This window comes from Cryobacterium lyxosi, from assembly GCF_004403345.1.
Taxonomy (GTDB): Bacteria; Actinomycetota; Actinomycetes; order Actinomycetales; family Microbacteriaceae; genus Cryobacterium; species Cryobacterium lyxosi.
Genome location: NZ_SOGT01000006.1, coordinates 211161 through 236158, shown reverse-complemented (window position 1 = coordinate 236158; position 24998 = coordinate 211161). Strand labels below are relative to the sequence as shown.

Annotated in this window: 20 protein-coding genes and 1 tRNA gene; 8 read left to right on the top strand and 13 right to left on the bottom strand. The window is 64.7% G+C overall.

Annotated features, from left to right (window positions below):
- Positions 1 to 4: 4 nt before the first annotated feature.
- The 4 genes from E3T27_RS06000 to E3T27_RS05985 form a co-directional block, all read right to left on the bottom strand.
- Complete coding sequence (locus E3T27_RS06000; protein ID WP_134571907.1) at positions 5 to 1336, bottom strand: sugar ABC transporter substrate-binding protein; 1332 nt, start codon at positions 1334 to 1336, stop codon at positions 5 to 7.
- A gap of 72 nt (positions 1337 to 1408) precedes the next feature.
- Complete coding sequence (locus E3T27_RS05995) at positions 1409 to 2326, bottom strand: carbohydrate ABC transporter permease (RefSeq protein ID WP_369831160.1); 918 nt, start codon at positions 2324 to 2326, stop codon at positions 1409 to 1411.
- Entirely contained in the window at positions 2323 to 3282 is a 960-nt protein-coding gene (locus E3T27_RS05990; protein ID WP_134571906.1) for a carbohydrate ABC transporter permease, read from the bottom strand. The genes E3T27_RS05995 and E3T27_RS05990 overlap by 4 nt, the downstream gene beginning before the upstream one ends.
- On the bottom strand, positions 3279 to 5315 hold the full coding sequence (locus E3T27_RS05985; RefSeq protein ID WP_134571905.1) for a beta-galactosidase: 2037 nt from the start codon (positions 5313 to 5315) through the stop codon (positions 3279 to 3281). The genes E3T27_RS05990 and E3T27_RS05985 overlap by 4 nt, the downstream gene beginning before the upstream one ends.
- A 132-nt stretch (positions 5316 to 5447) precedes the next feature.
- Between E3T27_RS05985 and E3T27_RS05980 the strand changes: the two genes are divergently transcribed.
- Positions 5448 to 6470 (top strand): LacI family DNA-binding transcriptional regulator, encoded by a 1023-nt coding sequence (locus E3T27_RS05980; protein WP_134571904.1) that lies wholly within the window; start codon positions 5448 to 5450, stop codon positions 6468 to 6470.
- Between the two features lie 209 nt (positions 6471 to 6679).
- On the opposite strand, the gene E3T27_RS05975 is transcribed toward E3T27_RS05980, so the two are convergent.
- The 4 genes from E3T27_RS05975 to E3T27_RS05960 form a co-directional block, all read right to left on the bottom strand.
- Positions 6680 to 7576, bottom strand: coding sequence for a glycine betaine ABC transporter substrate-binding protein (locus E3T27_RS05975; RefSeq protein ID WP_134571903.1), 897 nt, complete (start codon positions 7574 to 7576; stop codon positions 6680 to 6682).
- A 134-nt stretch (positions 7577 to 7710) separates the two neighbouring features.
- Positions 7711 to 8634 (bottom strand): ABC transporter permease, encoded by a 924-nt coding sequence (locus E3T27_RS05970; protein WP_134571902.1) that lies wholly within the window; start codon positions 8632 to 8634, stop codon positions 7711 to 7713.
- Positions 8631 to 9935: a quaternary amine ABC transporter ATP-binding protein gene (locus E3T27_RS05965; RefSeq protein WP_194087730.1), complete on the bottom strand. Its 1305-nt coding sequence runs from the start codon at positions 9933 to 9935 to the stop codon at positions 8631 to 8633. Before E3T27_RS05965 ends, E3T27_RS05970 begins: the two co-directional genes overlap by 4 nt.
- 339 nt (positions 9936 to 10274) lie before the next feature.
- Positions 10275 to 11672, bottom strand: coding sequence for a cation:dicarboxylate symporter family transporter (locus E3T27_RS05960; RefSeq protein WP_104197617.1), 1398 nt, complete (start codon positions 11670 to 11672; stop codon positions 10275 to 10277).
- Positions 11673 to 11808: 136 nt separating this feature from the next.
- Between E3T27_RS05960 and E3T27_RS05955 the strand changes: the two genes are divergently transcribed.
- Positions 11809 to 13524: a sensor histidine kinase gene (locus E3T27_RS05955; RefSeq protein ID WP_134571901.1), complete on the top strand. Its 1716-nt coding sequence runs from the start codon at positions 11809 to 11811 to the stop codon at positions 13522 to 13524.
- Positions 13517 to 14233: a response regulator gene (locus E3T27_RS05950; RefSeq protein WP_134571900.1), complete on the top strand. Its 717-nt coding sequence runs from the start codon at positions 13517 to 13519 to the stop codon at positions 14231 to 14233. Before E3T27_RS05955 ends, E3T27_RS05950 begins: the two co-directional genes overlap by 8 nt.
- A 7-nt stretch (positions 14234 to 14240) precedes the next feature.
- On the opposite strand, the gene E3T27_RS05945 is transcribed toward E3T27_RS05950, so the two are convergent.
- Positions 14241 to 15062 carry an enoyl-CoA hydratase gene (locus E3T27_RS05945; RefSeq protein WP_134571899.1) on the bottom strand — a complete coding sequence of 274 codons (822 nt, stop codon included), beginning with the start codon at positions 15060 to 15062 and terminating at the stop codon, positions 14241 to 14243.
- Positions 15059 to 16228 (bottom strand): enoyl-CoA hydratase/isomerase family protein, encoded by a 1170-nt coding sequence (locus tag E3T27_RS05940; protein WP_134571898.1) that lies wholly within the window; start codon positions 16226 to 16228, stop codon positions 15059 to 15061. Before E3T27_RS05940 ends, E3T27_RS05945 begins: the two co-directional genes overlap by 4 nt.
- Before the next feature lie 318 nt (positions 16229 to 16546).
- On the opposite strand from E3T27_RS05940, the gene E3T27_RS05935 reads away from it, so the two are divergent.
- Positions 16547 to 17746: a TerC family protein gene (locus E3T27_RS05935; RefSeq protein ID WP_104197612.1), complete on the top strand. Its 1200-nt coding sequence runs from the start codon at positions 16547 to 16549 to the stop codon at positions 17744 to 17746.
- Between the two features lie 152 nt (positions 17747 to 17898).
- Here E3T27_RS05935 and E3T27_RS05930 read toward each other — a convergent pair.
- A tRNA-Lys gene (locus E3T27_RS05930) sits at positions 17899 to 17971 on the bottom strand.
- A 125-nt stretch (positions 17972 to 18096) separates the two neighbouring features.
- On the opposite strand from E3T27_RS05930, the gene E3T27_RS05925 reads away from it, so the two are divergent.
- Positions 18097 to 18927: an inositol monophosphatase family protein gene (locus E3T27_RS05925; protein ID WP_134571897.1), complete on the top strand. Its 831-nt coding sequence runs from the start codon at positions 18097 to 18099 to the stop codon at positions 18925 to 18927.
- Between the two features lie 3 nt (positions 18928 to 18930).
- Here the strand turns inward: E3T27_RS05925 and E3T27_RS05920 are convergent, their stop codons facing one another.
- Complete coding sequence (locus tag E3T27_RS05920) at positions 18931 to 19674, bottom strand: trimeric intracellular cation channel family protein (RefSeq protein WP_104197610.1); 744 nt, start codon at positions 19672 to 19674, stop codon at positions 18931 to 18933.
- Positions 19675 to 19729: 55 nt separating this feature from the next.
- Here E3T27_RS05920 and E3T27_RS05915 point away from each other — a divergent pair, with 55 nt between their 5' ends.
- From E3T27_RS05915 to E3T27_RS05905, 3 genes are all read left to right on the top strand, one after another.
- Entirely contained in the window at positions 19730 to 20173 is a 444-nt protein-coding gene (locus E3T27_RS05915) for an RrF2 family transcriptional regulator (protein WP_104197609.1), read from the top strand.
- Positions 20174 to 20289: 116 nt separating this feature from the next.
- A complete protein-coding gene (locus E3T27_RS05910) occupies positions 20290 to 21453 on the top strand; it encodes a globin domain-containing protein (protein ID WP_134571896.1) in 1164 nt (387 codons plus the stop codon).
- A 105-nt stretch (positions 21454 to 21558) separates the two neighbouring features.
- Positions 21559 to 23076 (top strand): CYTH and CHAD domain-containing protein, encoded by a 1518-nt coding sequence (locus E3T27_RS05905; RefSeq protein ID WP_134571895.1) that lies wholly within the window; start codon positions 21559 to 21561, stop codon positions 23074 to 23076.
- A 109-nt stretch (positions 23077 to 23185) separates the two neighbouring features.
- Here E3T27_RS05905 and E3T27_RS05900 read toward each other — a convergent pair whose 3' ends face one another.
- A complete protein-coding gene (locus tag E3T27_RS05900) occupies positions 23186 to 24910 on the bottom strand; it encodes a SulP family inorganic anion transporter (RefSeq protein WP_104197606.1) in 1725 nt (574 codons plus the stop codon).
- Positions 24911 to 24998 lie beyond the last annotated feature (88 nt).

Here is a 24998-nt window from a genome sequence, read left to right as displayed (position 1 = left end):
GATGCTACTTGTTGACCGGGATCGACTGTGCCTGGAGGGCGTCGATCGTGCTCTGCTGGGCGCTCGTGAGAGCACTCACCAGCGTGCCGTTGCCGGTGACTGCACCCTTGAAACCGTCGGAGGTGTCGTTATAGACCTGCGTCATGGTCGGGCCCCAGATGAAGTCGGGCGATACCTGGGCGGACGCCTCGGCGAACACATCGTAGATGGCCTGGCCGCCATAGAATTCGACACCTTCCTTCAAAACCGGCAGTTCCAGGCCACTCTTGGCGGCCGGGTATAGGTTGGCCGATTTGTTCAGCATCGTGAGCGCCTCATCAGAGGTGTTCAGCCAGAGCGCGAACTGTGCAGCCTCGTAGGGGTGCTCGGAGCCTTTGAACACCGCGGTGGACGAGCCACCCCAGTTACCAGCGGCGCTCTCGCCATCGGCCCATTGCGGGGAGAGTGCTACGGACCAGTTGCCGGCGGTGTCTGGAGCACCGCTGGCGATGGAGTTCGCACCCCAGGCCGCCGAGTTCCAGGTCCAGTTGGATCCGGTGTTGTAGGCGTTATTCCACTCATCGGTCCACGGCGGGTTGGTCGAAACGAGATCGCGGTCGATCAGGTCCTGCCAGTAGTCGGCAACCTTGACCGACTCCGGGCTGGTCAGGTCGATGGTCCAGTTGTCACCGTCGTTCTCGAACCAGGTTCCGCCGGCCTGCCAGACGAATCCGGCAAACTGGTTGATGTCGCTCTGCGAGAAGTTGGTGATGTACCCGCCGGTGGCGCGCACGGCCTCCGCTGCAACGGCGAACTCTTCCCACGTGGTGGGGATCGCAATGTTGTTGGCCGCGAAGAGATCGGCGCGGTAGAACATCGCCATGGGGCCGGCATCCTGCGGGACCGCATAGACGGCGTCCGCTTCGCCGAAGTTGACTTGACCCCAGGTCCAGTCCACGAAGTCGTCCTGGGCAGCGAGGACACCCGCGCAGGAAGCGAGGTTGGTCAGGCCGTCCTGCACGCGGAAGTTGGGGAGGGCGTCGTATTCGATCTGGCCGAGGTCGGGCGCGTTGCCGGCCTTGAGCTGGTTGAAAAAGTTCTGGTAGGTGCCACCGTTTCCGTTCGGGCCGGTCTGCACCTTCACCTGAATGTCGGGGTTTTCATCGTTCCAGATCTTGACGACTTCCTCGATCCCCGGTATCCAGGTCGTAAAAGTCAGGTCGACCTTGCCGTCCGAGGGTGCACAGGGTGCGGCGTCGCCGCCGTCCTGTGTGGTCGAGCCTGACGCGCAGCCGGCCAGCACGACCGTGGCTGCGGTGAGCAAAGCGACGGTGACTGCTCTCTTCGTGATACGCATTGTCCTTCTTTTCTCTTGGTGGAGGGAATGAGCCGACTGGAATATCCGGCCGGGGTGGTGTGGCTGGGGTGGTTATTTCACGGAACCGGCGCTGAGGCCGCTGCGCCAAAAGCGCTGGAGCAGCAGGAAGATGATGATCAGCGGGATGATCGACAGCAGCGCGCCGATCAGCACGTAGTCGCGCAGCACGGGGATCTGGTTGACCTGCGAGTTCCAGGCGTAGAGGCCGAGCGTGACCGGGAACAGGGTTTCGTCGCGCAGCATGATCAGCGGCAGGAAGAAGTTGTTCCAGATGGCGACGAACTGGAAGAGGAAGACCGTGACCAGGGCGGGCACCATCATCCGCACCGAGACGGTGAAAAAGGTACGCAATTCGCCGGCGCCGTCGAGGCGGGCGGCCTCGATCAGTTCGTCGGGCACGCTGGCCGAAGCGTAGATGCGGGCGAGGTAGACCCCGAACGGGCTGACCAGGCTGGGCAGGAACACCGACCAGAACGTGTTCGTCAGGCTGATCTGGCTGAAGATCAGGAACAGCGGCAACGCCAGCGCCGTCGCGGGCACGAGAACCCCGCCGAGCACGACGTTGAAGATCAGTTCACGGCCCGGAAAATTGTACTTGGCCAGGGCGTACCCGCACATACCGGCGATGAGCGTACCCACGAGGGCGCCGCCACCGGCGTATAGCGCGCTGTTGAGCATCCACTTGAGGTAGACGCCGTCACGGTAGGCCACCAGGTTTGCCATGTTCTCGAACAGGGAGAAGTCGGCGAACCAGAGCGGGTTCGTGCTGTTGAACTGGGAGCGGTTCTTCGAGGCCGCGACCAGCAGCCACCAGATCGGAACCAGAAAGTAGAGCGTGAACACGCCCATGACGACCATGGCGCTGACCCGGGCGAACGGGCTCTCGCGCTGCGCGCGCGGCGTTTTACCCTCCAGGGAACGGATGCCGCGTGCCGGCTTGCCGTCAGTGGTGGTGCTCAGGGTGCTCACTTGGCTTCCTTCCGTTGGGTGAACTTCAGGAATGTGAACGACAGGATGAACGTCGCAAGGGCCAGCACTACGGAGAACGCCGCGGCCAGGTTGAAGTTTGGGATAGATGAGGTGGAGTAGACCGTCAGGTTCGGGGTGAACGTGCTGGTGACGGCCGAGCTGAAGCTGCGGAATACCTGGGGTTCGGCCAGCAGTTGCAGGGTGCCGATGATCGAGAAGATCGCGGTCAGGATGATGGCCGGCATGATCAGCGGGATCTTCACCGACCAGGCGATGCGGAGCTGGCCGGCGCCGTCGAGGCGGGCGGCTTCGTAGAGTTCAGCCGGGATTGCCAGCAGTGCCGAGTAGATGATGAGCATGTTGTAGCCCACGAATACCCAGGTGACGACGTTGGCGATGGCCCAGAGCACGAGGTCCGCCGAGAGAAAGTTGATGTTCTCGGTGACGGCACTGAACGGTGACAGGTTGGGTGAGTAGAGGTAGCCCCACATGATCGCGGCGATGACGCCGGGCACCGCGTAGGGAACAAAGAAAGCCAGCCGAAAGAACTTCTTGCCGCGCACGAGCGGCGAGTCCAGCAGCAGGGCGAACAGCAGCGCGAGTCCGAGCATGATCGGCACCTGCACGGCGCCGAAGGCGAGCACCCGGCCAATCGACGCCCAGAACGGCCCGTTCTGGAAGACCAGGATGTACTGGGTAAGTCCGCCGAAGACCTGGGTGGCTTGGCCGAAGGTGCCCTCACGCTCGATCACGAGCAGTGACTGGTAGATCGCATAACCGATCGGCACCAGGTAGAACAAGGCGAACAGCGCGCCGAACGGGAGCACGAACGCGAGGATCGCTCCTTTGTGCTGCACGCGGGGCTTCGCTCCGGCGGCCTTGGCGGGCTGAGTGGCACGGGGCTTTCGGGCGGCGCTGCCCGGGGTATCCGTCAAAGGAACGACAGGTGCGCTCATGATGCGGGGTCCTCTCTGATCACGCGGACGGCTCCGGCCGGCACGTGCACGATTCGACCGACGGGTGCGTCGGTGACGAGTTCGTGGCCGGAGGCCGGAAGCTCAACGTCGCCGTGACCGTGATTGATGATGAACAGGTAGCTGCCGGTGGAGTTCACTCGGCGAACGACCTCGATGGTTCCCGCGCTCTCCGGGCCAACCGCGGTGACGCGTGCCTCCTCGGCAATCGTGCGCACGAGGTCCCTCAGGGCACCGGCCTCCAGCGCGGTCGCAACGTACCAGGCGGTGCCGCCTCCGTGCCCGTTGCGGGTGATGGCAGGGATGCCGGGCAGCGGCCCGTCAACATAGCGCGCCATCACCTCGGCGGTGTCGACCCGCAGGCGTTCGCTCCAGAGGCTCGCGCACGCGCCGGAGTCGAGGGTCAGAACGTGGCCGGGCAGCAGCGGGGCAAATTCTTCCACCGTGATGCCGAGGATCTCGCGGAACGCGCCGGGGTAGCCTCCGGTGCGCACCCGGTCGTCTTCGTCGACGATGCCGCTGAAAAAAGTGATCAGGGCGTGGCCGCCGGCGGCGACATAGGAACCCAGGTTTTGGGCCTGCGCGTCAGAGACCAGGTAGAGGCACGGGGCGACGACGAGGCGGTACGCGGAGAGGTCGGCGTCTGGCGAGACGATGTCGACCGTGACGCCGAGTTGGTGCAGGGCCGTGTAGGCGGCGTGCACCTGGTCGAGATAGCGCACCGCGTGGGAGGGACGGGATTCTCCGTCGCCGGCCCACCAGGCTTCCCAGCTGAAGATGATCGCGGCATCCGCGACGACCCGGCTGCCGGCGACCTCGGCGAGACGATCAAGGGTCGCCCCCAGGGCTACGACCTCGCGCCAGAGCACGGTGTCGGTACCGGCGTGGGGTACCAGGGCGGAGTGGAACTTCTCCGACCCCTGCAGGGAGGCGCGCCACTGGAAGAAGCAGATGCCGTCCGCGCCGCGGGCGACGTGGGCGAGGGAATTGCGAGTCATCTCGCCGGGCACCTTGGCCAGGTTATGCGGCTGCCAGTTGACGGCGCCGGTGGCCTGTTCCATGAGCAGCCAGGGCTCCCCCTGGGCGAGCCCACGGGTGAGGTCAGCGGCGAAAGCGAGTTCGAGGGCTGGATCGGCGAGGCGATGGTCGAGGTAGTGGTCATTGGCGATGATGTCCATATCGCCGGCCCAAGACCAGTAGTCGAGGTTGCGGATGTGCGCGGTGACCATGAAATTGGTGGTCACAGCCACGTTCGAGTGGCGGCGCAGCACCTCGGCCTCAAGGCGGTAGTAGTCGAGCAATTCGGCCGAGCTGAACCGGTGGAAGTCGAGCACCTGGCCGGGGTTCCTGCTGGACAGCGTGAGCCGCGGGGTAAGGATCTCGGCCCACTGGCCGTAGCGCTGGCTCCAGAACGACGTACCCCAGGCGGCGTTGAGAGCGTCAATCGTGCCGTAGCGCGCCTGCAGCCAACGGCGAAACGCAGCCGCGGTGTCATCGCAGTAGCACAGCGCGTTGTGGCAGCCCAGTTCGTTGGACACGTGCCAGAGGGCGACGGCCGGGTGGTGGCCGTACCGCTCGGCGACCTTCTCCACCAGGGCAAGCGCGTGCTCACGAAACACGGCCGAACTCGGACACCAGGCCTGGCGGCCGCCCGGGAAGCGGGTGGTGCCGTCTGCGGTGACCGGGAGCATCTCGGGGTGGAGCGTGGTCAGCCACGGCGGCGGCGAAGAGGTGCCGGTGCCGAGATTGACCCGGATGCCATTGGCGTGCAAGAGGTCGAGGATCGTGTCGAGGGTGGCAAAGTCGTATTCGCCCGCCCGCGGTTCGAGGTGGGACCAGCCAAAGATGTTGATGGCGACGAGGTCAACGCCGGCCTCGCGCATCAGGCGCACGTCGTCGGTCCACGTCTCGGGACCCCACTGCTCGGGATTGTAGTCGCAGCCGTAGGCGATGCCCTCGTGCACGAACGGGGTGACCGTGGCCGTCTCGTTCGAAGTGGCTACTCGCGAGTTCATGCGCTCCCTGACTGTGGCGTGCAAGCCGTATTGGCGACACACTGTTGACTGCTCTGTGAACGTACACAGACTAAGTATCTTCCGCCGGTCCTGTCAAGCGCGGCGTTCGTTCGGGAGCGTTATGGTTATCAGATGGTGACAATCCCATCTCGACGCAAACGCGCGACGATCCACGATGTCGCTGTGGAGGCCGGCGTGTCCCGCGGCACGGTCAGCCGGGTCGTGAACAACGAGCCCTACGTCTCGGCTTCATCCCGGACCGCCATCGAAGCCGCCATCGAGAAGGTCGGCTATGTACCGAACAACGCCGCGCGCAGCCTGGTCATGCAGCGCTCGGAAGCGGTCGGCTTCATCGTGCACGAGCCACACTCGCTATTTCTGGATGACCCCAACATCGGCGGCATCCTGCTCGGGGCCAACACCGTGCTCTCCCGCTCGGACTACCAGATGGTCAGCCTCGTCATCGACTCCCAGCGCGACACCGACCGCGTCGCCCGCTACCTCAGCGGTGGTTTCGTCGACGGGGTCATCATCGTATCCGCCCGCCAAGAAGACCCCATCACCCGAGTCATCGAGAAGCTGCGCCTTCCGGCCGCTTTCGTGGGACATCCGCCAGAGCAGAGCCCTCTGCCGTTCGTCGGAATCGACAACCGGGCATCGGCGCGCGCGATCACCGAACGCCTCATGCAGACCGGACGCCAGCACATCGGCATGGTTGCCGCCGCACTCGATCGCGATTCCGGCGCGGACCGCCTGGCCGGCTTTACGGATGCCCTGGGCGACCGTTTCGACCCGGCTCTCGTTGCCCGCGTACCGCTTTACACCTTTACCGATGGGGTGCAGGGCATGCGCGCACTGCTCGAACGCGACCCACTGATTGACGGGGTGTTCGCGGCTTCTGACGCCGTGGCTGCCGGAGCCCTCGAAGCGCTCCGCCAGGCCGGGCGCAGCGTGCCCGGTGACGTCGGCATCGTCGGATTTGACGACAGTTCCTGGGCGCTGCGCACCCAGCCACACCTTTCGACCGTGCACCAGCCAGCCTTCGGCCTGGGCGAGCGAGCAGCCGAGTGCGTGCTCGGCCAGCTGCGCGGTGAAGAGCAACCGGCCGACGGCATCCTTCTCGAGACACCTATTGTCTGGCGCGACTCCGCTTAGGCGACAAACGTTGGGGATTCCGCACCCGGCGTGGCTGACACCACCTCCGCTGTACCGATAGTCGCTCCGGTGAACTCCATGAAAACCTGATGGCTGACCACGGCGACGTTACATCAAAATCATGTACCTATCGACAGTTCTACTCCACGACAATACGCAGAACGGCCCGCGTCCCAGGACGCGGGCCGTTCTGCGTATAGAACCCGTGACTAGCTGGTGAGGCCGTCCACGTACTCCTGGTTGTCTTCGATCCACTGGGCGACGATCGGGGCATAGTCCGAGCCCTCGTAGTCGACGAACATGGCTTCTTCGAGGGTGTACAGAGTTTCGAGGTCCATCTCGAAGCCTTCGATCCAGCCGCTGGCTTGGGGGAACTTCTCCGAGAAGTCGGCGCTGCCGAAGGAGTGCAGGCTCTCGACGGACTCGAGGGTGCCCTCGGGGTCTTCGAGGTTCTTGATCGGGAACGAACCGTAAGCCCAGTGCGGCTCCCAGAGGGTCACGACGACGTTCTCGCCGGCATCCGTTGCTGCCTTGAGTTCGGTCAGCATGGCCGCCGTCGACGACGTGGTGAATTCCATGCCCTCAAGGCCGTAGCTGGGAATAACGCGGTCTTCGGTCGCGGCGGTCAGGCCGGCGCCGGCTTCGATGCCCACGATCTGGTTGCCGAACAGGTCAGCGTTCTCGGCCAGCTCGGCGAGCGAGTCGATCGGGGCGTCCGCGTTCACCGCGATGGTGAGCTTGGATTCGTTGTTCCAGGCGCCCAGGTCAGTGATCTCGTCGCCATAGGTCTCCAGGTACTCGCCGTGCGTGTCGGGCAGCCAGATATCCATGGTGAGGTCGTAGTCACCAGTGGAGAGGCCCTCGTAGACGGGAGCGACGCCGGCGTACTCGAGTTCGACGTTGTAACCCTTCTCGTCGAGAATGGCTTTCCACAGCTCGGAGACCGCGACGCCTTCATCCCAGCCGTTGAACACGGCGAGGGTGACGTTCTTCTGGTCGTCGTTGCCGTTGCCGACCGTGTCGACCTCGGTTTCGGCGGCACAGCCCGCTAGGGCGAGGAGCGAAACCGCTCCAAGGGCAATAAGGGGTGTTGAACGAATTTTCATGCGTCTTCCTTTCGTGCCACCCGCTGCGGGTGACTGGGGATTGACTCGTGGTGCGTGCGCCAGCTCACGTGGAGCCGGCACACATGGAACGAATGCCGGGCATCCGTTGGGAGGAGGGGCTCGGAATGACCAGGTCAGACGAGAGCCGATGCTGGTACTTTTGCCGGCTGTGCTGCAGAGTTCGCAGCCGCGCGACTGGCCTTGCGGGCAGCGAGCATGCGTCCGAGCGGGGTGCTGCCATTGCCGAGCGCGGCGGTGACACGGTCCAGGAAGATCGCCAGGATGACCACGGCGAAACCGGCTTCAAAACCGAGGGCGACGTCGAGGCGCGACAGGGCGGCCACAATCTCACCACCGAGAGCACCGGCGCCGACCATGCCGGCTATGACGACCATAGAGAGCGCCAGCATGATGACCTGGTTGATGCCGGCCATGATCGTCGGCGTTGCCAACGGCAACTGAATCTGCCTGAGGATACGCCACGGGCTCGCGCCGAAGGCCTGGCCGGCCTCGACTACCTCTTTGTCGACGCCGCGGATTCCGAGTTCGGTAAGCCGCACACCGGGCGCCATGGCAAAGATGATCGTAGCCACGATGCCGGGAACCTCGCCGACCCGAAACAGGATGAGGGCCGGAACCAGGTAGACGAACGCCGGCATAGTCTGCAGAAAGTCCAGCATCGGCCGGATGGCACTCGAGGCGACAGAAGACTTGGCGGCGAGAACACCGAGCGGAACACTCAGCCCGATGGCGATGATGCTGGCCACGAGAACGAGCGCGAGGGTGGCCATCGCGTTCTCCCACTGATTGACGCCGAGAATGAGCCCGAGGCCGATCACGGTTCCCACGGCAAACTTCCAGCCGCGAACGGCAAAGCCGATGGCCGCCGCAATCGCGATGATCACATAAAATGGCGGCGCGACGAGCACGAACACGACGCCTTCGAAGGCACCGTCAACAATCAGGCGAATGAAATCAAAAACAAACCCGAAAGTAACCGTGATCCAGTCGATAAAGGATTCGATCACGGCGCCAAGGGGAATACGGAAGTCGTTCACGCTTCGGCTCCGTCCAGCGCGGTGTCGCGCAAAATATCGGTAATAACATTGACCGGAATAGTCGCCGGTGGGTGGATCACCGGCAGTTCGCCGGTGCTCGTGGTGACGTTGCCAATTGCCGCGAGCAGGGTCACGCGCGGAATGACGCCGAGCAGGCGATTCTTCGAGTCGATGACCGCAATGGGCAGGTCGCTGCCGACGGAAGGCTCGACGAGATCGACCAGAGCAGTGTCGGGCGCAACGGTGGTTGCATCGTCGCGAATGATTGTTCGCAGGTCGGCTTCCCCGGCCTTGACCATTTTGAGGACGTCGCGGTCGCGCACGATTCCGGCGAAGCTGCGGTCCCGGTTGAGCACGAAGGTGACGGATGTCTGCAGGTCACGCATCGTACGCAGCGCCGCCCGGGGGCCGGCCGTCTTGGTGACGACGGCACGCACCGGTTCCATCACGCTCGCGGCGGTGAGAACTCGCGCTCGGTCGACATCCTGCACGAACTGGGCGACGTAGTCGTTGGCCGGGTCGGTGAGGATCTCCTCGGGCGTGCCGATCTGCACGATGCGACCATCGCGCATGACGGCGATACGATCGCCGAGAAACATGGCCTCGTTCAGGTCGTGGGTGATGAAAATGATCGTCTTGCCGAGGGCGGCCTGCAGCTCGATGAGCTGCTCCTGCATTTCGCGGCGAATGAGCGGGTCGAGGGCCGAGAAGGCCTCGTCCATGAGCAGCACGTCGGTGTCTGCCGCAAGGGCACGACCGAGGCCCACCCGCTGCTGCATTCCACCGGACAACTCGGAGGGCAGGTTGTCGGCCCAGCCGGCGAGGCCGACCAGGTCGATGATCGTTTGGGCCTTGGCGAGGCGTTCCGTGCGACCCATACCCTGGATTTCAAGGCCGTAGGCGACGTTGTCGATGACGGTACGGTGCGGCAGCAGGGCGAAATGTTGGAACACCATGGAGATGTTCTTGCGGCGCACGTCGCGCAGTTCCTTGGCGGACACGCGCGTGATGTCGGTGCCACCGACGGTGACGGCGCCAGAGGTGGTCTCCCACAGGCCGTTGAGCATGCGAATGAGGGTCGACTTACCCGACCCGGACAGGCCCATGACGACGAAGATTTCGCCTGTTCTAACCTCGAAGGAGGCGTCGATGACGGCGGCCACGCCGAGAGACGAGATTTCTGCGCGGCTCTTTCCGGCTTTGAGCTTCTTGACGATTTCGTGCGGGCGGCGCCCGAAGGCTTTGTAAAGGCGATCTGCTTTGACGGCTATGGATTCTGGACGAGGAATACTGTCGGTCACGCGTTCTCCGGTGCACGCCCCCGTAGCCGATCTCACGGTCTACGCAGCGCTGTGCTTTCGTGTCGGACGGGTAGGCACTGAGCGGCCCGGACGCGAAAATCAGCGTGGGCTGGAGCGATCATGGGATCACGTCCGTCGGCGCCTCACCATACGCATGCGACCGTTCCATCTCAAATGGTGGCTACGCGTGCGCGTCCTGGTGAAGGGTTGTAAGACCGTGCATGAGCCTAACAGACCGACTTTTCGGTGGGCCGAAAGATTGCATAAAAGAGAGGTGTCGCCCGGGAGGACTTCTCCGGACGACACCCCTAGCGCGAGTCGAACACTCGCGATTTATGCTTAAGCGCGTTCCAAAACCTTGGACTGCGCGGCCTGCTCGGTGGTGCGCTGGCTCTCCGCCGCGCTCACGTGACCGTGCGTGAGCATGGTGCGCTCGTCGAACGGTTCGAGCTTGTCGAGCACTCGGTCAAGCTGCACCCGGTCGAGTTCCTTGGTCCAGGAACCGATCATGACCGTTGCCACGGCATTGCCGGTGAAGTTGGTCAGCGCGCGAGCTTCAGACATGAAGCGGTCGATGCCAACGATGAAGCCGACACCGCCGACGAGTTGCGGGGCGTGGGCCTGCAGGCCAGCGGCGAGGGTGGCGAGGCCGGCGCCGGAGACTCCGGCGGCGCCCTTGCTCGCGATGATCATGAAGGCGAGCAGCCCGATCTGCTCGCCGAGGGCGAGGGGCTGGCCGAGTGCGTTGGCGATGAACAGCGACGCCATGGTGAGGTAGATCGCGGTGCCGTCGAGGTTGAACGAGTAACCGGTGGGCACGGTGACACCGACGACGGGCTTGGAGACGCCAAGGTGTTCCATCTTGGCGATCAGTCGCGGCAGCGCGGCTTCGGACGACGAGGTCGACACGATCAGCAGGTATTCCCGGCCGAGGTAGCGCATGAGCTTGAACAGGTTCACACCCGTGACCAGTTTGAGCAGGCCGCCCAGGATGACCACGATGAAGATGATGCAGGTGATGTAGAAAGCGACCATGAGCGTGAACAAGCTGATCACGGCCTGGATACCGGTGGCACCGACGACCGCGGCGATCGCACCGAACGCACCGATCGGGGCAAGCCACATGACCATGATCAGAATGCGGAAGACCAGGGCCTGCACGTGTGCGATTCCCTCGAGAATCGGTTTACCGGCCGGGCCCATGCGCTGCAGCGCGAAGCCGGCGATAAGTGCCACGAGCAGCGTCTGCAGAATGTTGCCGCTGGTCAGCGACGAGAACAGGGTGGCGGGCACGATCCCGAGCAGGAACGACTTGGTGTCGGCCGATTCGGTCGCCTCGTAGGTGGCATCCGTCAAGTCGATGCCCTCGCCCGGGTGAATCATGTTGCCAACGACCAGGCCGATTCCGAGTGCAAAGGTGGACATGATCAGAAAGTAGCCGAGGGCCAGGCCACCGATCTTGCCGACGGTGGCAGCCTTGGCGATCGAGCCGATGCCGAGAATGATCGTGCAGAAGATGATCGGAGCGATCATCATCTTGATCAGGGCGATGAACAGATCTCCGAGCGGCTTGAGCGAGACCGCGAAACCCTCCGGTCCGCCCCAGACCAAGCCGACGACGATACCCAGAATAACCGCGATGATGACGGCCATGTAGAGGTAGTGGGATGAGTCGATTCTCTTCTTAGGCTTACCGGATTTGTTAAGTTTGGTTCGGGTTGATGGCGTCGATGCCATGTCAGACTCCTATGTCTAGGCTTAACCTGGCCCAGCACGGGCTCCGGTCGGTGCAATTCGTTCCACACTGGCCGATACAGCGCACTCGCGCACGGTTACGGTCATATTGTTCACGAGCTCACGAAAGAGGCAGGCAGTGCGTAAGGAATGGAGCATCGCCCGGCGGCTCTTTTTCGCGCACGCACTGTTCATCGTTGTGCTCACGGTCTTCGTCGGAACGGCCTTCTTCGTCGACGCGCGTGACCGCGGCTATATCGAGACGGGCAACCGGATGCTCGCGGTCGCCACCGCCATCGCCGACAGTCCGCTCGTGCTCGCGGCCAGCGAGTCGGCCGATCCGAGCGAATCGCTTCAGCCATACGCGCTCGAGCTGAGCGCCGACGCGGGGCTCGATTTCATCACGATCATGGCTCCAAACCGCACCCGCTGGACGCACCCCACCGACACCGAGATCGGCAAGAAATACATCGGCGCCATCGAGCCGGCTCTGTCCGGAACCTCCTTCACCGAAATCAGTACGGGAACGCTCGGGCCATCCGTTCGTGCCGTGGTGCCGGTAACGGATGCCGACGGCACCGTGCGCTCGCTCGTCGCGGTGGGCACCACGACGAGCAACATCACGATCGCCGTGAACGCCCGGTTGCCCTCTGTGCTCGGTCTGGCTCTCGGGCTGCTCGCCTCGGGTTCGGTGGTGACCTGGCTGATCGGGCGCTATCTGCGCCGGGTGACCCTGGGCTGGGGACCGGAGCGTCTCGCGCAACTCTTCGTCTATTACGATTCGGTACTGCACTCGGTGCGTGAGGGGCTTGTGCTGGTCGACCTGCGCGGCGATCTCGTTCTGTACAACGATCAGGCCGCGCGCCTGCTCGGCATTCCGCCGCGGCCGGCTGCGGGCAGCGACGAGCGGCCGCCCACCCTCACCGAATTGAGTCTGCCGCCGAGCCTCGGCGAGTTGCTGCGGAGCGGCCGCACCGCGCTCGATGAGATTCATGTCACCGGCACGCGGGTGCTCGTGGTCAGCCAGGAACCCGCCATAGCCTCATCAACCTCGGCGACTGGGCCCCGGGCAACCCCGATGGGATTCGTGGCGACGATTCGTGATCACACCGACCTGCAAAACCTCGGCAGCGAGTTGCAGTCAATGCGCACACTCTCGGACGCGCTGCGGGCGCAGACCCACGAGCATTCCAATCGATTGCATACGATCGTCTCCCTGATGGAGCTCGGCCGTACCGATCAGGCTCTCGAATTCGCCACGAAAGATCTCGAGTTGAGCCAGCAGCTCGCCGATGAGATGGTCGGTTCGGTGGACGAACCGGTGATCAGCGCCCTGATCATGGGCAAATCGGCGCAGGCCAATGAGTTGGGAATCGCCCTGACCGTCACGGCATCCGGCACCCTCACCCGGTCCGGGCTGTCGATTCAGGACCTGGTGACCGTGCTCGGCAATCTGGTCGACAATGCCCTCGACGCGGCGGCCGCCGGCCCGGACCCTCGTCGTGTCTCTGTCACGGTGTCATCTACCGAGCAGGCCGTCGTGATCGAGGTCGCCGACAGCGGCGATGGCGTGAGTCCCGACATTATCGACGATGTGCTTCGACTCGGTTTCAGCACCAAAAATTCCGGCCTCACGCAAGCGGACCTGCCGGCTGCGGGCGGTCACGAAACAGGCATCACGCTGCCGAGCCGATCGAGCGGCGGCCGTGGTCTCGGCCTGGCTTTAGTGCGGCAGGCGGTGACCCGCCTCGGCGGCACGCTCACCATCGGGCGGCGCGAGGGCGCCGTCTTCACCGTGACGATTCCGGCCGAAACGCATTCGGACCTGACCCGGGTGGAGATCCATCATGGCTGAGGCCGCGCTCCCGGTCATTCGCGTGCTCGTCGTCGAAGACGAGCCGCTCGCCGCCGAGGCTCATGCCGTCTATGTGGGGCGACTGGCCGGCTTCGAGCTGGCCGGCACGGCAAGCACCGGGCAGGACGCGTTTCGTCGCGTCGCAGCGGCTTCCTCGGCCGGAACGCCGATCGACCTTGTGCTGATGGACATGAACCTGCCCGACGGCCATGGGCTCGACGTGAGTCGGCGCATCCGTTCAGCCGGCCTCGCCACAGACATTATCGCCATCACCGCGGTGCGCGACCTTGACAACGTGCGCGGAGCCATCGCGGCCGGAGTCGTGCAGTATCTGATCAAGCCGTTCACCTATTCGACCTTCGCTACGAAATTGTCGAGTTACCGGGACTTTCGTGCGGAACTGCACGGGCAGGCATCCGTCGTGACGCAGTCGGCAGTCGATCACGCCTTTGCGAGCCTGCGCGCGCCGACCGACATTCCCCGGCCCAAGGGGCTGGCAGAATCGACCCTGAACCCGGTGGTCAGGTACCTGCAGGCGCAGGCCAGGCCCGTGTCGGCGAGTGAGCTGATGGAGCCGCTCGGACTCTCGCGCGTGACGGCACGGCGCTACCTGGAGTATCTCGCTGACTCCGGCCTGGTGCTGCGCGCTCCCCGTTACGGCACGCCGGGACGGCCCGAGAACGAGTACAGCTGGAAGCCGGGTCGTTAGCGGGCGTTCAGCGGTTCGTGAAGACCGCAGGCCGCTTCTCGACGAAGGCGGCCATGCCCTCGCTCTGGTCATCGGTGGCGAACACCGAGTGAAACAGGCGACGTTCCAAGTGGACGCCGTTGCTGAGCAGCGACTCGTATGCCGCGTTGACGACCTCCTTGGCGAGCATGGCGATCGGCGCCGATTTCGCGGCGATGTCGGTGGCGGTGGCGAGTGCGTCGGTCATGAGGTCGGCAACCGGCACGATGCGGGCGACGAGGCCGGCCCGTTCGGCTTCGACCGCGCCGATGGTGCGGCCGGTGAGGATCATCTCCATCGCCTTGGCCTTGCCGACTGCGCGGGTGAGACGCTGGGACCCGCCCATGCCCGGGATGACGCCGAGCTTGATCTCGGGCTGGCCGAAGGTGGCCGTGTCGGAGGCGATGATGAAGTCGCAGATCAGGGCCAGTTCGCAGCCGCCGCCGAGGGCGTGGCCGGAGACGGCGGCGATAACCGGCGTGCGCACGGCCGCGAGTCGGTCCCAGCCGGCAAACCAGTCCGCGAGATACATATCCATATAGGTCATCGTCGACATCTCCTTGATGTCGGCGCCGGCTGCGAAGGCGCGTTCCGAACCGGTGATGATGATCGCACCGATCTCGGGGTCGGCATCGAGCCGGGTGGCGGCACCGACGACGTCCTGCATGGTGGCGAAGTCCAGGGCGTTGAGCGCCTTCGGACGGTTCAGGGTGATGACGCCGACGCGGCCGTGGCGCTCGAGCAGAATGTTGTCGTAGGTATCCGATTGTGCAGTGGTTGGGGTGCTATCGCTCACGTGGTGGCCTTTCATTCGGTGGTCGGTGTCGGTTCGAAGTCGCGCGGGCGCGGCAAGCGCAGCTCGCGGTCGCCTAGCGGCGCAAAGTGGGCGTGCACGTCAGTGTCACTGACAGCGTCCAGGGTGCTCGGCTGCCACCGGGGAGTGCGGTCCTTGTCGATGACCTGCGCACGAATGCCCTCGATCACGTCGTGCCCGGCCACCATGCGCAGGGACACCCGGTATTCCTGTTCGAGCACCTCTTCAAGGGTGCCGAGGTTCCGCGCGCGGCGGAGCGACTCCAGAGTGACCGTGACGGCGGTCGGCGACTTGGCCAGAATCGCGGTGGCTGCTGCGCGGGCAGCCGCCACGGATGATTTCTGCAGCCGGTCGATAATCACGGGCAGGTCGTCACCGGCGTAGCACTCGTCGATCCAAGGCCTCTCGCCCAGGAGCGGCCCGGGGGGCACGACCGTCGCGGCGTGCTCGGCGATGGCGTCGGCAGCGGACATCCGTTTGAGGGCGTCGACTAGACAATCGAGCCGAGCCGAGTCGACGAAGCTGTCGGCGAGGCCAAGCGTGATCGCATCGGCGCCGGTCATGGTCGCGGCGGTGAGGGCGAGGTGAGTGCCGAGCTCACCGGGTATGCGCGAGTAGAGGTAGCTTCCGCCGACGTCGGGCACGAAGCCGATGGTGGTCTCGGGCATACCGAGTCGGGTGCGTTCGGTCACGACGCGGTAGGAGGCGTGACCGGAGAGCCCGACTCCCCCGCCGAGCACGATGCGGTCCATCAGGGCGACGAATGGTTTGGGGTACCGCTTGATCTGCGCGTTGAGCGTGTACTCATCTGCCCAGAATCGATCGTTCTCGTGGGGGTCACCGCCGAAAGCGGTGCGGGCGTCACGGTAGATCGAGACGATGTCGCCGCCGGCGCAGAGAGCACGATCTCCGCTTCCGGTAAGCAAAACGGTGTGCACAGCGGGATCGTCGGCCCACTCCGTGAGGGCTTTGGCGATAGCGCGGATCATGCCGTGCGTCAGCGCGTTGAGCGCCTGTGGCCGGTTCAGGATGATGCGGGCGAGCGATCCATCGCGCTGCAGCAGCACTTCGCCGTCGCCATCAGGGGGTGCGACCGCGCCGACACCCGGCTCTACTCTCGTGCTCTCGCCCGAGATGCTGTTGATCGAATCCGTGCGGGGCATAGAAGACCTTTCCGCGTCGATGCGGTTGAGTAGGGGTGAACGTGAGCCAGTCTAGCGACGTGAATTTTCTGGTCTGCGAGCATTCGAGAAACTGATGCCGGGCTCCGTCCTTTCGCTTATGAACAATCAGGAAGCGAATCGCCCGTTAGACGGCCCCTTCAAGAAACGGTCGATGATGCCCGGCATGAATCCCGACACGACCTCCCCGAACTGTCGCCCTGAGCGACCGGCTCACGTAGTCTCTCTACCACCGTTAGAGAAGAGAACGTCTTCCCTGAACGTCCGAATGCGGCCCGTTATTGACTGAAAGCAGCAAAAATGGATGTTTCGCCCCTCGCTTGGATCTTGACCATCGCGGCTATCGTCGCGCTCCTTGCTTTCGACTACGTCTTTCACGTACGGAAGGCGCATGCTCCGACTCTGAAGGAAGCTGCGATCTGGTCCTCGCTTTACGTGGGGATTGCCATCATCTTCGGGCTGGGCGTTCTCATCGTGGGCGGTGCCACGCCGGGTGCGGAGTATTTCGCTGGCTACATCACCGAAAAAGCGCTGTCGGTCGACAATCTCTTTGTCTTTCTCATCATCATGACGAGTTTTCGAGTCCCGCGCGAAGACCAACAAAAGGTGTTGCTGTTCGGCATCACTTTTTCGCTTATCGCCCGTACCGGATTCATCTTCCTGGGCGCAGCGCTGATCAATTCATTCGCCTGGGTGTTCTATTTCTTTGGCATCATCCTGTTGATGACCGCGGGCAACATGCTCAAACCGGAGAGTTCAGAGTCCCGATCGTCTGAAAACTTCATGGTGCGAATCGCTCGCAAAATCTTTCACACCAGTCCGGACTACGACGGAGACAAGCTCTTCACCGTGTATGAGGGCAAACGAGCGCTGACCCCGATGCTCCTCGTCATGGTCGCGATCGCTGGTACCGACCTATTGTTCGCTCTCGATTCGATCCCCGCCATCTTCGGCCTGACTCAGAACGTCTACATCGTGTTCACGGCGACCGCGTTCTCACTTCTCGGCCTTCGACAGCTGTACTTCCTGCTCGATGGGCTGCTGGACCGACTGATCTACCTCTCCTTCGGTCTTGCGTCAATCCTCGCCTTTATTGGCGTGAAGCTCATCCTCCATGCCCTGCACGAGAACAACCTGCCCTTCATCAACGGCGGTGAACCGGTACCGGTGTTCGAAATCAGTACAGCTCTCTCATTGACCGTCATCATCGGTGTGCTCGTGGTCACGGTGCTCGCGTCGCTGCTCAGCCCGGCCGGCCGGGCGCAGACCATTATCGCCAACGCCCGACGCCACGCAATCAACTATTTGGACCTCGACTACACCGAGGACCACACCGAGCGCATCCGCGTGTACTCGGCCCTGGTTCAGGAGGAAGAATCCCTGCGCGCACTCCGGCCGAAGTATCAGAAGTTGGCCAAAGACAAGGCTGGACTGATGGAACTTCTCCATGCGGCACACACCGAACATGACGCGTCGGTGCAGCGCGCAGCGCGCGAATAGTCGAGCATCGGGGTTCTGGTCGCTGTCGGCTACTACAACCCCGGCACGCCGAACGTGTAAACGAAACCGCTGGTGAAGCGCTGGCGAACAAGCTGGGTTGAAGAAAACGCCCGGTCAGATTTGACATCTGACCGGGCGTTACGTGAAACGTGTGCACCCCCCCGGACTTGAACCGGGAACCCACTGATTAAGAGTCAGTTGCTCTGCCAATTGAGCTAGAGGTGCGTGTGAGGCAGCGGAATGACCCGCGGCAACGTGTAACCCTAACACTCCAAGAGGCCTCGATGCCAATCGAGGTCGCACAGGGGCGGTGACCGGCATCCGCTCACGAAATTACTATCCTTGGGAGGGTGACCGAACCGCGAATCTACGCCCTCTCCGACGACCTCCAGCTCGGGCTGGACCTCGCCGAAGCCGCCGACGCCATCTCCAGCGCCCGCTTCACCGCGCTCGACCTGGTCGTGACGACCAAACCCGACCGCACACCGGTAACGGATGCCGACCAGGCGGTCGAACGCGCCATCCGCGACCTGCTCGCCGAACACCGCCCCGACGACGGCATCCTCGGCGAAGAGTTCGGTACCGCCGGGTCCACCACGCGCCAGTGGATCATCGACCCCATCGACGGCACCGCCGGGTTCCTCCGTGGTATCCCGATCTGGGCCACCCTCATCGCCCTCGCCATCGACGGCGTTCCCGTGCTCGGCGTGGTCAGCGCCCCTGCACTCGGCAAACGCTGGTGGGCGGCAGTGGGCAGCGGCGCCTGGTCTATCGACACGACGCAGGCGGATGCCGCACCCACCCGCCTGCGCGTCTCCGGCATCGAGACCCTCGCCGAGGCATCCATCAGCTACGGCAGCCTGCAGCAGTGGGATCAAGCCGGGCACCTTGACGAGCTCGTCACGCTGTCCCGCCAAGTCTGGCGCACCCGCGCCTACGGCGACATGTGGTCGTACATGCTGCTCGCCGAGGGCCACCTCGACGTGGCCGGGGAATTCGACCTGCAGCCCTACGATATGGCCGCGCTCGCGCCGATCGTGCAGGAGGCCGGCGGCACGTTCACCTCGGTCGATGGCCAGCCCGGCCCCTGGCACGGCAGCGCCCTGGCCACCAATGCACTGCTGCACGCGGCGACGCTCGCGGTGCTGAACCCGGAGCGGGCACCCTCACAGACACCGTGACGGTCAGGCCGACGCACCCGGATCGTCGGGGAAGATGCCGTTGCGGGCTGTGCGCGCGTCGAGCCGACGCTGGCGCCAGACGCGGGGGTTCAAAAGCAGAATCGGCCCCGGAATACGCAGCGCGTAGCCGGTCGGCAGAATCCAGCCGTAGCGTTTGGCCAGCAGCGACAGCGCGGCGCCGCTGAGAATGGCCACGCCGGTACCAACCGCCACGAACCCGAGCTTGCTCAGAATCACCATCTCGACGCTCGCCAGCAGGGCACTCGTGGCATAGAGCGTATTGCCGCCGAAGATCGTCGGCACCTTGAGCAGCATGATGTCGCGCACCATACCGCCGCCGACCGCGGTGATCATACCGAGCAGGATAGCCGGAAGCCAGCCGAGACCGGCATCAAGCGCTTTCTGCACACCCACCGCCGCCCAGCACCCCACGGCGAGCGCGTCAAGCAGCAACAGCACCCGTCGGGTCCACCGGCCGTTGAACGTGACGAAGAAGGCGATGACCCCGCCGAGGATGGCAAAGATCAGATAGGCCGGGTCGAGCAGTGCCGCCGGGCTGCCCTGCTGCAGCAGGGTGTCGCGGATCATGCCGCCGCCGAGCCCGCTCATGATCGCCAGCACCACGAAACCGACGATGTCGAGGCGGGCCGTGCGCGCGGCGACCCCGCCGAGAATGGCGTTGGCGAGCACACCGGCCAGGTCCACGAAGCGGATTACCTCAAACAGTGTCTCCGACTCAGTGTTCACTTGCCCCATTCTCTCTCATCTCGGCGAAAGGGACGGGCGCATCTACAGTTAAGGCATGAGGATCAACGCTTTTTCGGACGTGTGCCTGCGCGTCGTCATGCTGCTCTGCGCGGCGCCGGAGACTGTGACCTTCACCTCGCGAGTGGTCGCCGCCGAGGTCGACACCCCCTATAACCACGTGGCCAAGGCGCTGTTGCGCCTGCGCGAGCTCGGCCTGGTCGAGGCCATTCGAGGGCGGAGCGGCGGCGTGCGCATCAGCCCACTCGGCCGCGAGGTCACCGTGGGGGCACTCCTGCGGCAGCTCGACACGCGCACCGACCTCGCCGCCTGCGACTCGCCCGACGGACCCTGCCCCTTATTGAGCGGATGCGGCCTGCGCGCCGCCCTCCGCCGGGCTCGGGATGCCTTCTACCGCGAGCTGGATGACCTCGTCATCGCCAGCCTCCCGCACGGAAAACCTGCCGGGCCGGTTTTGGTCGAACTCGGATTGCTGCGGTAGGACTAAAGTCCCTTCTTTCTACGACTTGTAGAAACCATCCGTTTAATTGGCATATCAAATGCTACTTTTGTAGGAGACGCCCACAAACGGGAGTCGGTCATATAGAAGGAGTATTCATGCTTTCGGCCCAGTCCCTCCCCCTCATCGAAGCCACCCTGCCGCTGGTCGGCGAGCGGATGCCCCAGATCGCGAGAAACTTCTACAAGCGCATGCTCACCGCTCACCCCGAATTGTTCGACGGGTTGTTCAGCCGCTCGAACCAGAAGAACGGCACGCAGCAGCAGGCCCTTGCCGGCAGCATCGCTGTCTTCGCAACCCACATGGTGCAAAACCCCGACATCACTCCGGAGGCCATGCTCTCCCGCATCGCCCACAAGCACGTCTCCCTCGATATTCAGCCCGAGCAGTATGACATCGTCTACAAGTACCTGTTCGAGGGCATCGCCGACGAACTCAGCGACGTCATCACGGCCGAAATCGCCGCCGCCTGGACCGAGGTCTACTGGCTGATGGCCCACGCGCTGATCAAGATGGAGAAGGGGCTCTACGCCGGACTTGCCAGCGACAAGCCACTCGCCCCCTGGACCGTCGTGAAGAAGCAAGCGGCTGGAACGGACGCCGTCACGTTCACCCTCGAACCGGCTGACGATACCCCCGTGACGCCCGCCCTGCCCGGCCAGTACGTCAGTGTCACCGCCACCATGCCTGACGGCATCCGCCAAGTGCGCCAGTACTCCCTCTCGGCCGGCACGGCCACAACGCGAGTCTTCACCACCAAGCTCGACGCCGACGGCGAGGTCTCCCCCGTGCTGCACCGCGACGTGCAGGTCGGCGACACGCTCATCCTCTCTGTGCCGTGTGGCGATATCACCCTCGATACGGGCACCGGCCCGCTGATCCTGGCCTCAGCTGGCATCGGCTGCACGCCCAGCGCTTCCATCCTGCGTTCCCTGGTGGACACGGGCTCAAAGCGTGAGGTGCTCGTACTCCACGCCGAGAGCAACCTCGAACGCTGGGCGCTGCGCGACCAGATGAACGAAGACGTCGCCCTACTGGAGGCGGCCGAACTCGAGCTCTGGCTGGAGATCCCGAGCGCGGGCCACCACGAGGGCTTCATGTCACTGGAGAACGTGACGATCCCGGAGGATGCCTCGGTCTACCTCTGCGGTCCGCTCCCGTTCATGCGCAGCCTGCGCGCGCAGGCGCTGCAGTCCGGCGTGCCGGCCGAACGCATCCACTACGAGATCTTCGGCCCTGACCTGTGGCTTGCCAACGCCTGATCCGGCCTCACCCGGCTTGCCGGGCGCAGCACGATTCGGCCTGACCCGGCCTGCCGGGCGCAGCACGATTCGGCCAGACCCGGCACTCCCGCGCTAGGGTGAGGCGTGGACGCTAACGGTGGTATCGAGATAGAACGCAAATTCGACGTCGACGAGCTGACCCCGTTGCCGCGGCTGAACGACCTGCCCGGCGTGCAGGCCATCGCGCAACCGGTGACCTTCGATCTCGAGGCCGTCTATTTCGACACGATCGATCTAGTCCTCAGCGCCGCGCACATCACGCTGCGCCGGCGTACCGGCGGCGACGACGCCGGATGGCACCTGAAACTGCCAGAGGCCGCTGGCCGTCGCCGCGAGATTCACGCGCCCCTCGGCGGGGACGGGCAGGGCGAAGCGGACGCCGTACCCGAGTCGCTCGCGCAACTCGTGCGGGTCTACGTGCGGGACGCACCGCTCGTTCCCGTTGCACGCCTTCGCACCACCCGCGACGTGCATGCCCTGATCGGTGCGGGCGGCGAAACCCTCGCCGTGCTGTGCGACGATCGGGTGCGCGCCGATCGACTGATCGACCAACCGGCCAGCGCGGCGTGGCGCGAATGGGAGATCGAACTTGTCGACGGGCCGGAAGACATGCTCGACGCGGGGCAGGCTGTGCTCGCGGCCGCCGGCATCCTCGTGTCACGGCACGCGTCGAAACTAGCGCGTACCCTCGGCGACCGATTGCCGGCGGAACCGCCCCAGGATGAGCGGCGCCCGACGCCCACCGGACCGGCCGGGAACGTCTTAGTGGCCAGCCTGGGCGAGCAGATCGACGTCATTCGCGCGCAGGACCCGCAGGTTCGCCAGCACGCGACCGGCTCTGTGCACGCGATGCGCGTCGCCGTGCGCCGGCTGCGTTCAGTGCTGGCCACCTATCGATCCCTCGTCGACCCGACCGTCGTGCAACACCTCCGCTCCGAACTCGGCTGGCTCGCTGCCGTGCTCGGCGGATCCCGCGACGAAGAGGTGTTGCAACGCCGCCTCACCGGCCTACTCGACCGCGAGCCCCCGGTTCTGCTCCTCGGCCCGATTCGGGCGCGCCTCGAGACGCGCTCTGAAACGGATGCCGATACCGCCGGGCACACGCTCGTCACCGCCCTCAACACCCACCGCTACTTTCGGTTGCTCGACGCCCTCGATGCCCTCGTCGCCACGCCGCCGTTCACGGCTACGGCCGACCAGGATGCCCGCGTGGTCGCGCCCGCCCTGGTCGCGAAGGAGTGGAAGAGGCTGCGCCGCGCCGTGCACCGCGCAGCCGAGACCGTGCCGGGGCCAGAACGTGACCTCGCCCTGCACGAGGTGCGCAAGCGCGCCAAGAGGCTGCGCTACGCGGCCGAGACGGCGCATCCGCTCAACCCGAAGCGTGCCGCGCGGGTGAGCGGATTCGCCCAGAAACTGCAGACCATGCTCGGCGACCAGCACGACAGCGTCATCGCCCGTGAGCGCCTGCTGCGCCGCGGCGGGGTCGACGCCTACCTTCGCGGCGAGAACACCTTCAGTTATGGCCGCCTGCACGCCCAGGAACAGCAGAAAGCAGCCGATGCCGAGGCCCTCTTCTGGAAGGCCTGGACAAACCGCCCCTGACCGTTCAGTTCCAGAGCGCCGCGTACAGCTGGGGGCCGCGCCGGGCGACGCTGCGTGATGCACCGGGGGCGACACTGCTTTGGTGGCTAAGGCGGTCGGGACGTCCTCGTCAGACGTCCGTGTCCCACTGGGTGCTGTCGAGATCGCCGCGCAGTGTTCCGGTAGCCGCATCGACCGCCTCTCCGACAGTGACCGCGAACCGCTCCGGAGGAAACCGCCCGCTCAATCCGTAATCACGCAGGTGGTCTTTCACCGGGCCTTTCATCTCGGCAAAGACCAGCGTGATGCCGCGAGAAGCCAGAAAATTGTCGAGTTCGAGCAGTTCCTCCACAGCGGTCGTGTCGATATCGGTGATGGGCTCCGCCGCGAGGATGACCGTGTGTATCCCGCTGCCGGCAGCCGCGACCGTGGCCCGCACAAAGTCGTCGAAGATCCCCCCGTTGGCGAAGAAGAGTGGCGCATCGAAGCGAACGATGACGAGGCCGGGCAGCCGTTCGCCCTCCGGATGCCGCGACAGGTCGTGGTAGCCGCGCAGACCGCGGATCCGACCGAGCTCGGCCCGGTAGGGCCGCCAGGCCTGGCTGACGAATGCGCCGAGCGAGAGAACGATTGCCACGACGATACCCTCGATAACGCCGACCACCAGCACCCCGAGAAAGGCCGCGAGTGAGAGCGTCGCGTCGACCTTGTTCATGCGCACGAGCGCGATGAACCCTTTCACATCAACGAGCCCGGCCGCGGCGACCATGACGACCGCAGCGATCGCCGCCGAGGGCAGAAAATCCGTGAGACCGGGCGCGAATAGCATGAAGGCCAGAACGAGGGCAGCACCAACGACTCCGGTGAGCTGGGAGCGAGCCCCCGCCTTCTCGGCGACGGGGGTGCGCGAGGACGACGCTGAGACGGGAAATCCACCGAGCAGTCCGCTCGCGATGTTCGATGCGCCGATCGCCCTCATTTCCTGGCTACCGTTGACATTCTCTCCGCGGCGGGCAGCAAACGATCGCGAAAGCACGGCGGTGTCGGCGAAGGCGATGAGCGCGATACCCAGTGCCGGAGCCACTAAAGCCGCCGCATCCGCCCACTGCAACCCGCCGAGCGCGGGTGCGGGGAGCCCCTGGGGAAGCGCACCGACGACAGGCAGGGCATCCCTCAGCCCGAAGACCGCGGTCACTGCTGTCGCGAGTACGACAGCCGCGAGCACACCCGGAATCCGGGTTCTGCGCCACGACAGGACGACAATGACGGCCAGCGAACCGAGGCCGAAGAGCGTCGCAGTCAGGTTCACCTGCCCGCCGGTGATTCCGGCGAAGATCCCGATCGCGTCGCGCAGCGCCGAGTCCGCTTCGATGGAGAAGCCGAAAAGGGTGGGCAGCTGCGACACGATGACCAGCAGGGCGAGAGCGTTGAGGTAGCCAACGCGGATGGGTTTGGAGAGCAGGTCGGTCACGAAACCGAGGCGCAGAATTCCACCAAGTGCGAGAATCACTCCGACCATGATGGCCAAAAGCCCGGCGAGGCCGACTGCGCGAGCATCATCGCCGAGAGCCAGAGGCACGATCGCGGCTGCGATGATCGGCGCCAGTGCCGAGTCGGGGCCGAGCACGAGAATGCGCGACGGCCCGAAGACGGCATAAGCGGCCAGGGGAATGATCGTGGCGTACAGGCCCGATGCCGGAGGTAGCCCCGCTACCTCGGCGTAGCCGATGCCGACCGGTATGAGCAGAGCGGTCAGAACGACGCCAGCACGCAGGTCGGGCAGTAGCCAGGAACGCCGGTAGCCAAGCGCCGTGTCGATCCCCGGCACCCACCTCCGCAGCCACTTCGCAGCCATGCCTTTCCTCTCCCGAAACCATCATGGTGCATGACTGGCTCAGGCAGCATGCGAGATGACTTGCGACGGCACCTGAAACTTTCGGCCT

What these genes read in the sequence shown, in the direction of transcription:
- E3T27_RS05945 (WP_134571899.1), bottom strand. Translation starts at nt 15,062, where the DNA reads ATGAAAGGCCACCACGTGAGCGATAGCACCCCAACCACTGCACAATCG.
- E3T27_RS05950 (WP_134571900.1), top strand. Translation starts at nt 13,517, where the DNA reads ATGGCTGAGGCCGCGCTCCCGGTCATTCGCGTGCTCGTCGTCGAAGAC.
- E3T27_RS05910 (WP_134571896.1), top strand. Translation starts at nt 20,290, where the DNA reads ATGCTTTCGGCCCAGTCCCTCCCCCTCATCGAAGCCACCCTGCCGCTG.
- E3T27_RS05935 (WP_104197612.1), top strand. Translation starts at nt 16,547, where the DNA reads ATGGATGTTTCGCCCCTCGCTTGGATCTTGACCATCGCGGCTATCGTC.
- E3T27_RS05960 (WP_104197617.1), bottom strand. Translation starts at nt 11,672, where the DNA reads ATGGCATCGACGCCATCAACCCGAACCAAACTTAACAAATCCGGTAAG.
- E3T27_RS05975 (WP_134571903.1), bottom strand. Translation starts at nt 7,576, where the DNA reads ATGAAAATTCGTTCAACACCCCTTATTGCCCTTGGAGCGGTTTCGCTC.
- E3T27_RS05900 (WP_104197606.1), bottom strand. Translation starts at nt 24,910, where the DNA reads ATGGCTGCGAAGTGGCTGCGGAGGTGGGTGCCGGGGATCGACACGGCG.
- E3T27_RS05985 (WP_134571905.1), bottom strand. Translation starts at nt 5,315, where the DNA reads ATGAACTCGCGAGTAGCCACTTCGAACGAGACGGCCACGGTCACCCCG.
- E3T27_RS05940 (WP_134571898.1), bottom strand. Translation starts at nt 16,228, where the DNA reads ATGCCCCGCACGGATTCGATCAACAGCATCTCGGGCGAGAGCACGAGA.
- E3T27_RS05990 (WP_134571906.1), bottom strand. Translation starts at nt 3,282, where the DNA reads ATGAGCGCACCTGTCGTTCCTTTGACGGATACCCCGGGCAGCGCCGCC.
- E3T27_RS06000 (WP_134571907.1), bottom strand. Translation starts at nt 1,336, where the DNA reads ATGCGTATCACGAAGAGAGCAGTCACCGTCGCTTTGCTCACCGCAGCC.
- E3T27_RS05915 (WP_104197609.1), top strand. Translation starts at nt 19,730, where the DNA reads ATGAGGATCAACGCTTTTTCGGACGTGTGCCTGCGCGTCGTCATGCTG.
- E3T27_RS05980 (WP_134571904.1), top strand. Translation starts at nt 5,448, where the DNA reads ATGGTGACAATCCCATCTCGACGCAAACGCGCGACGATCCACGATGTC.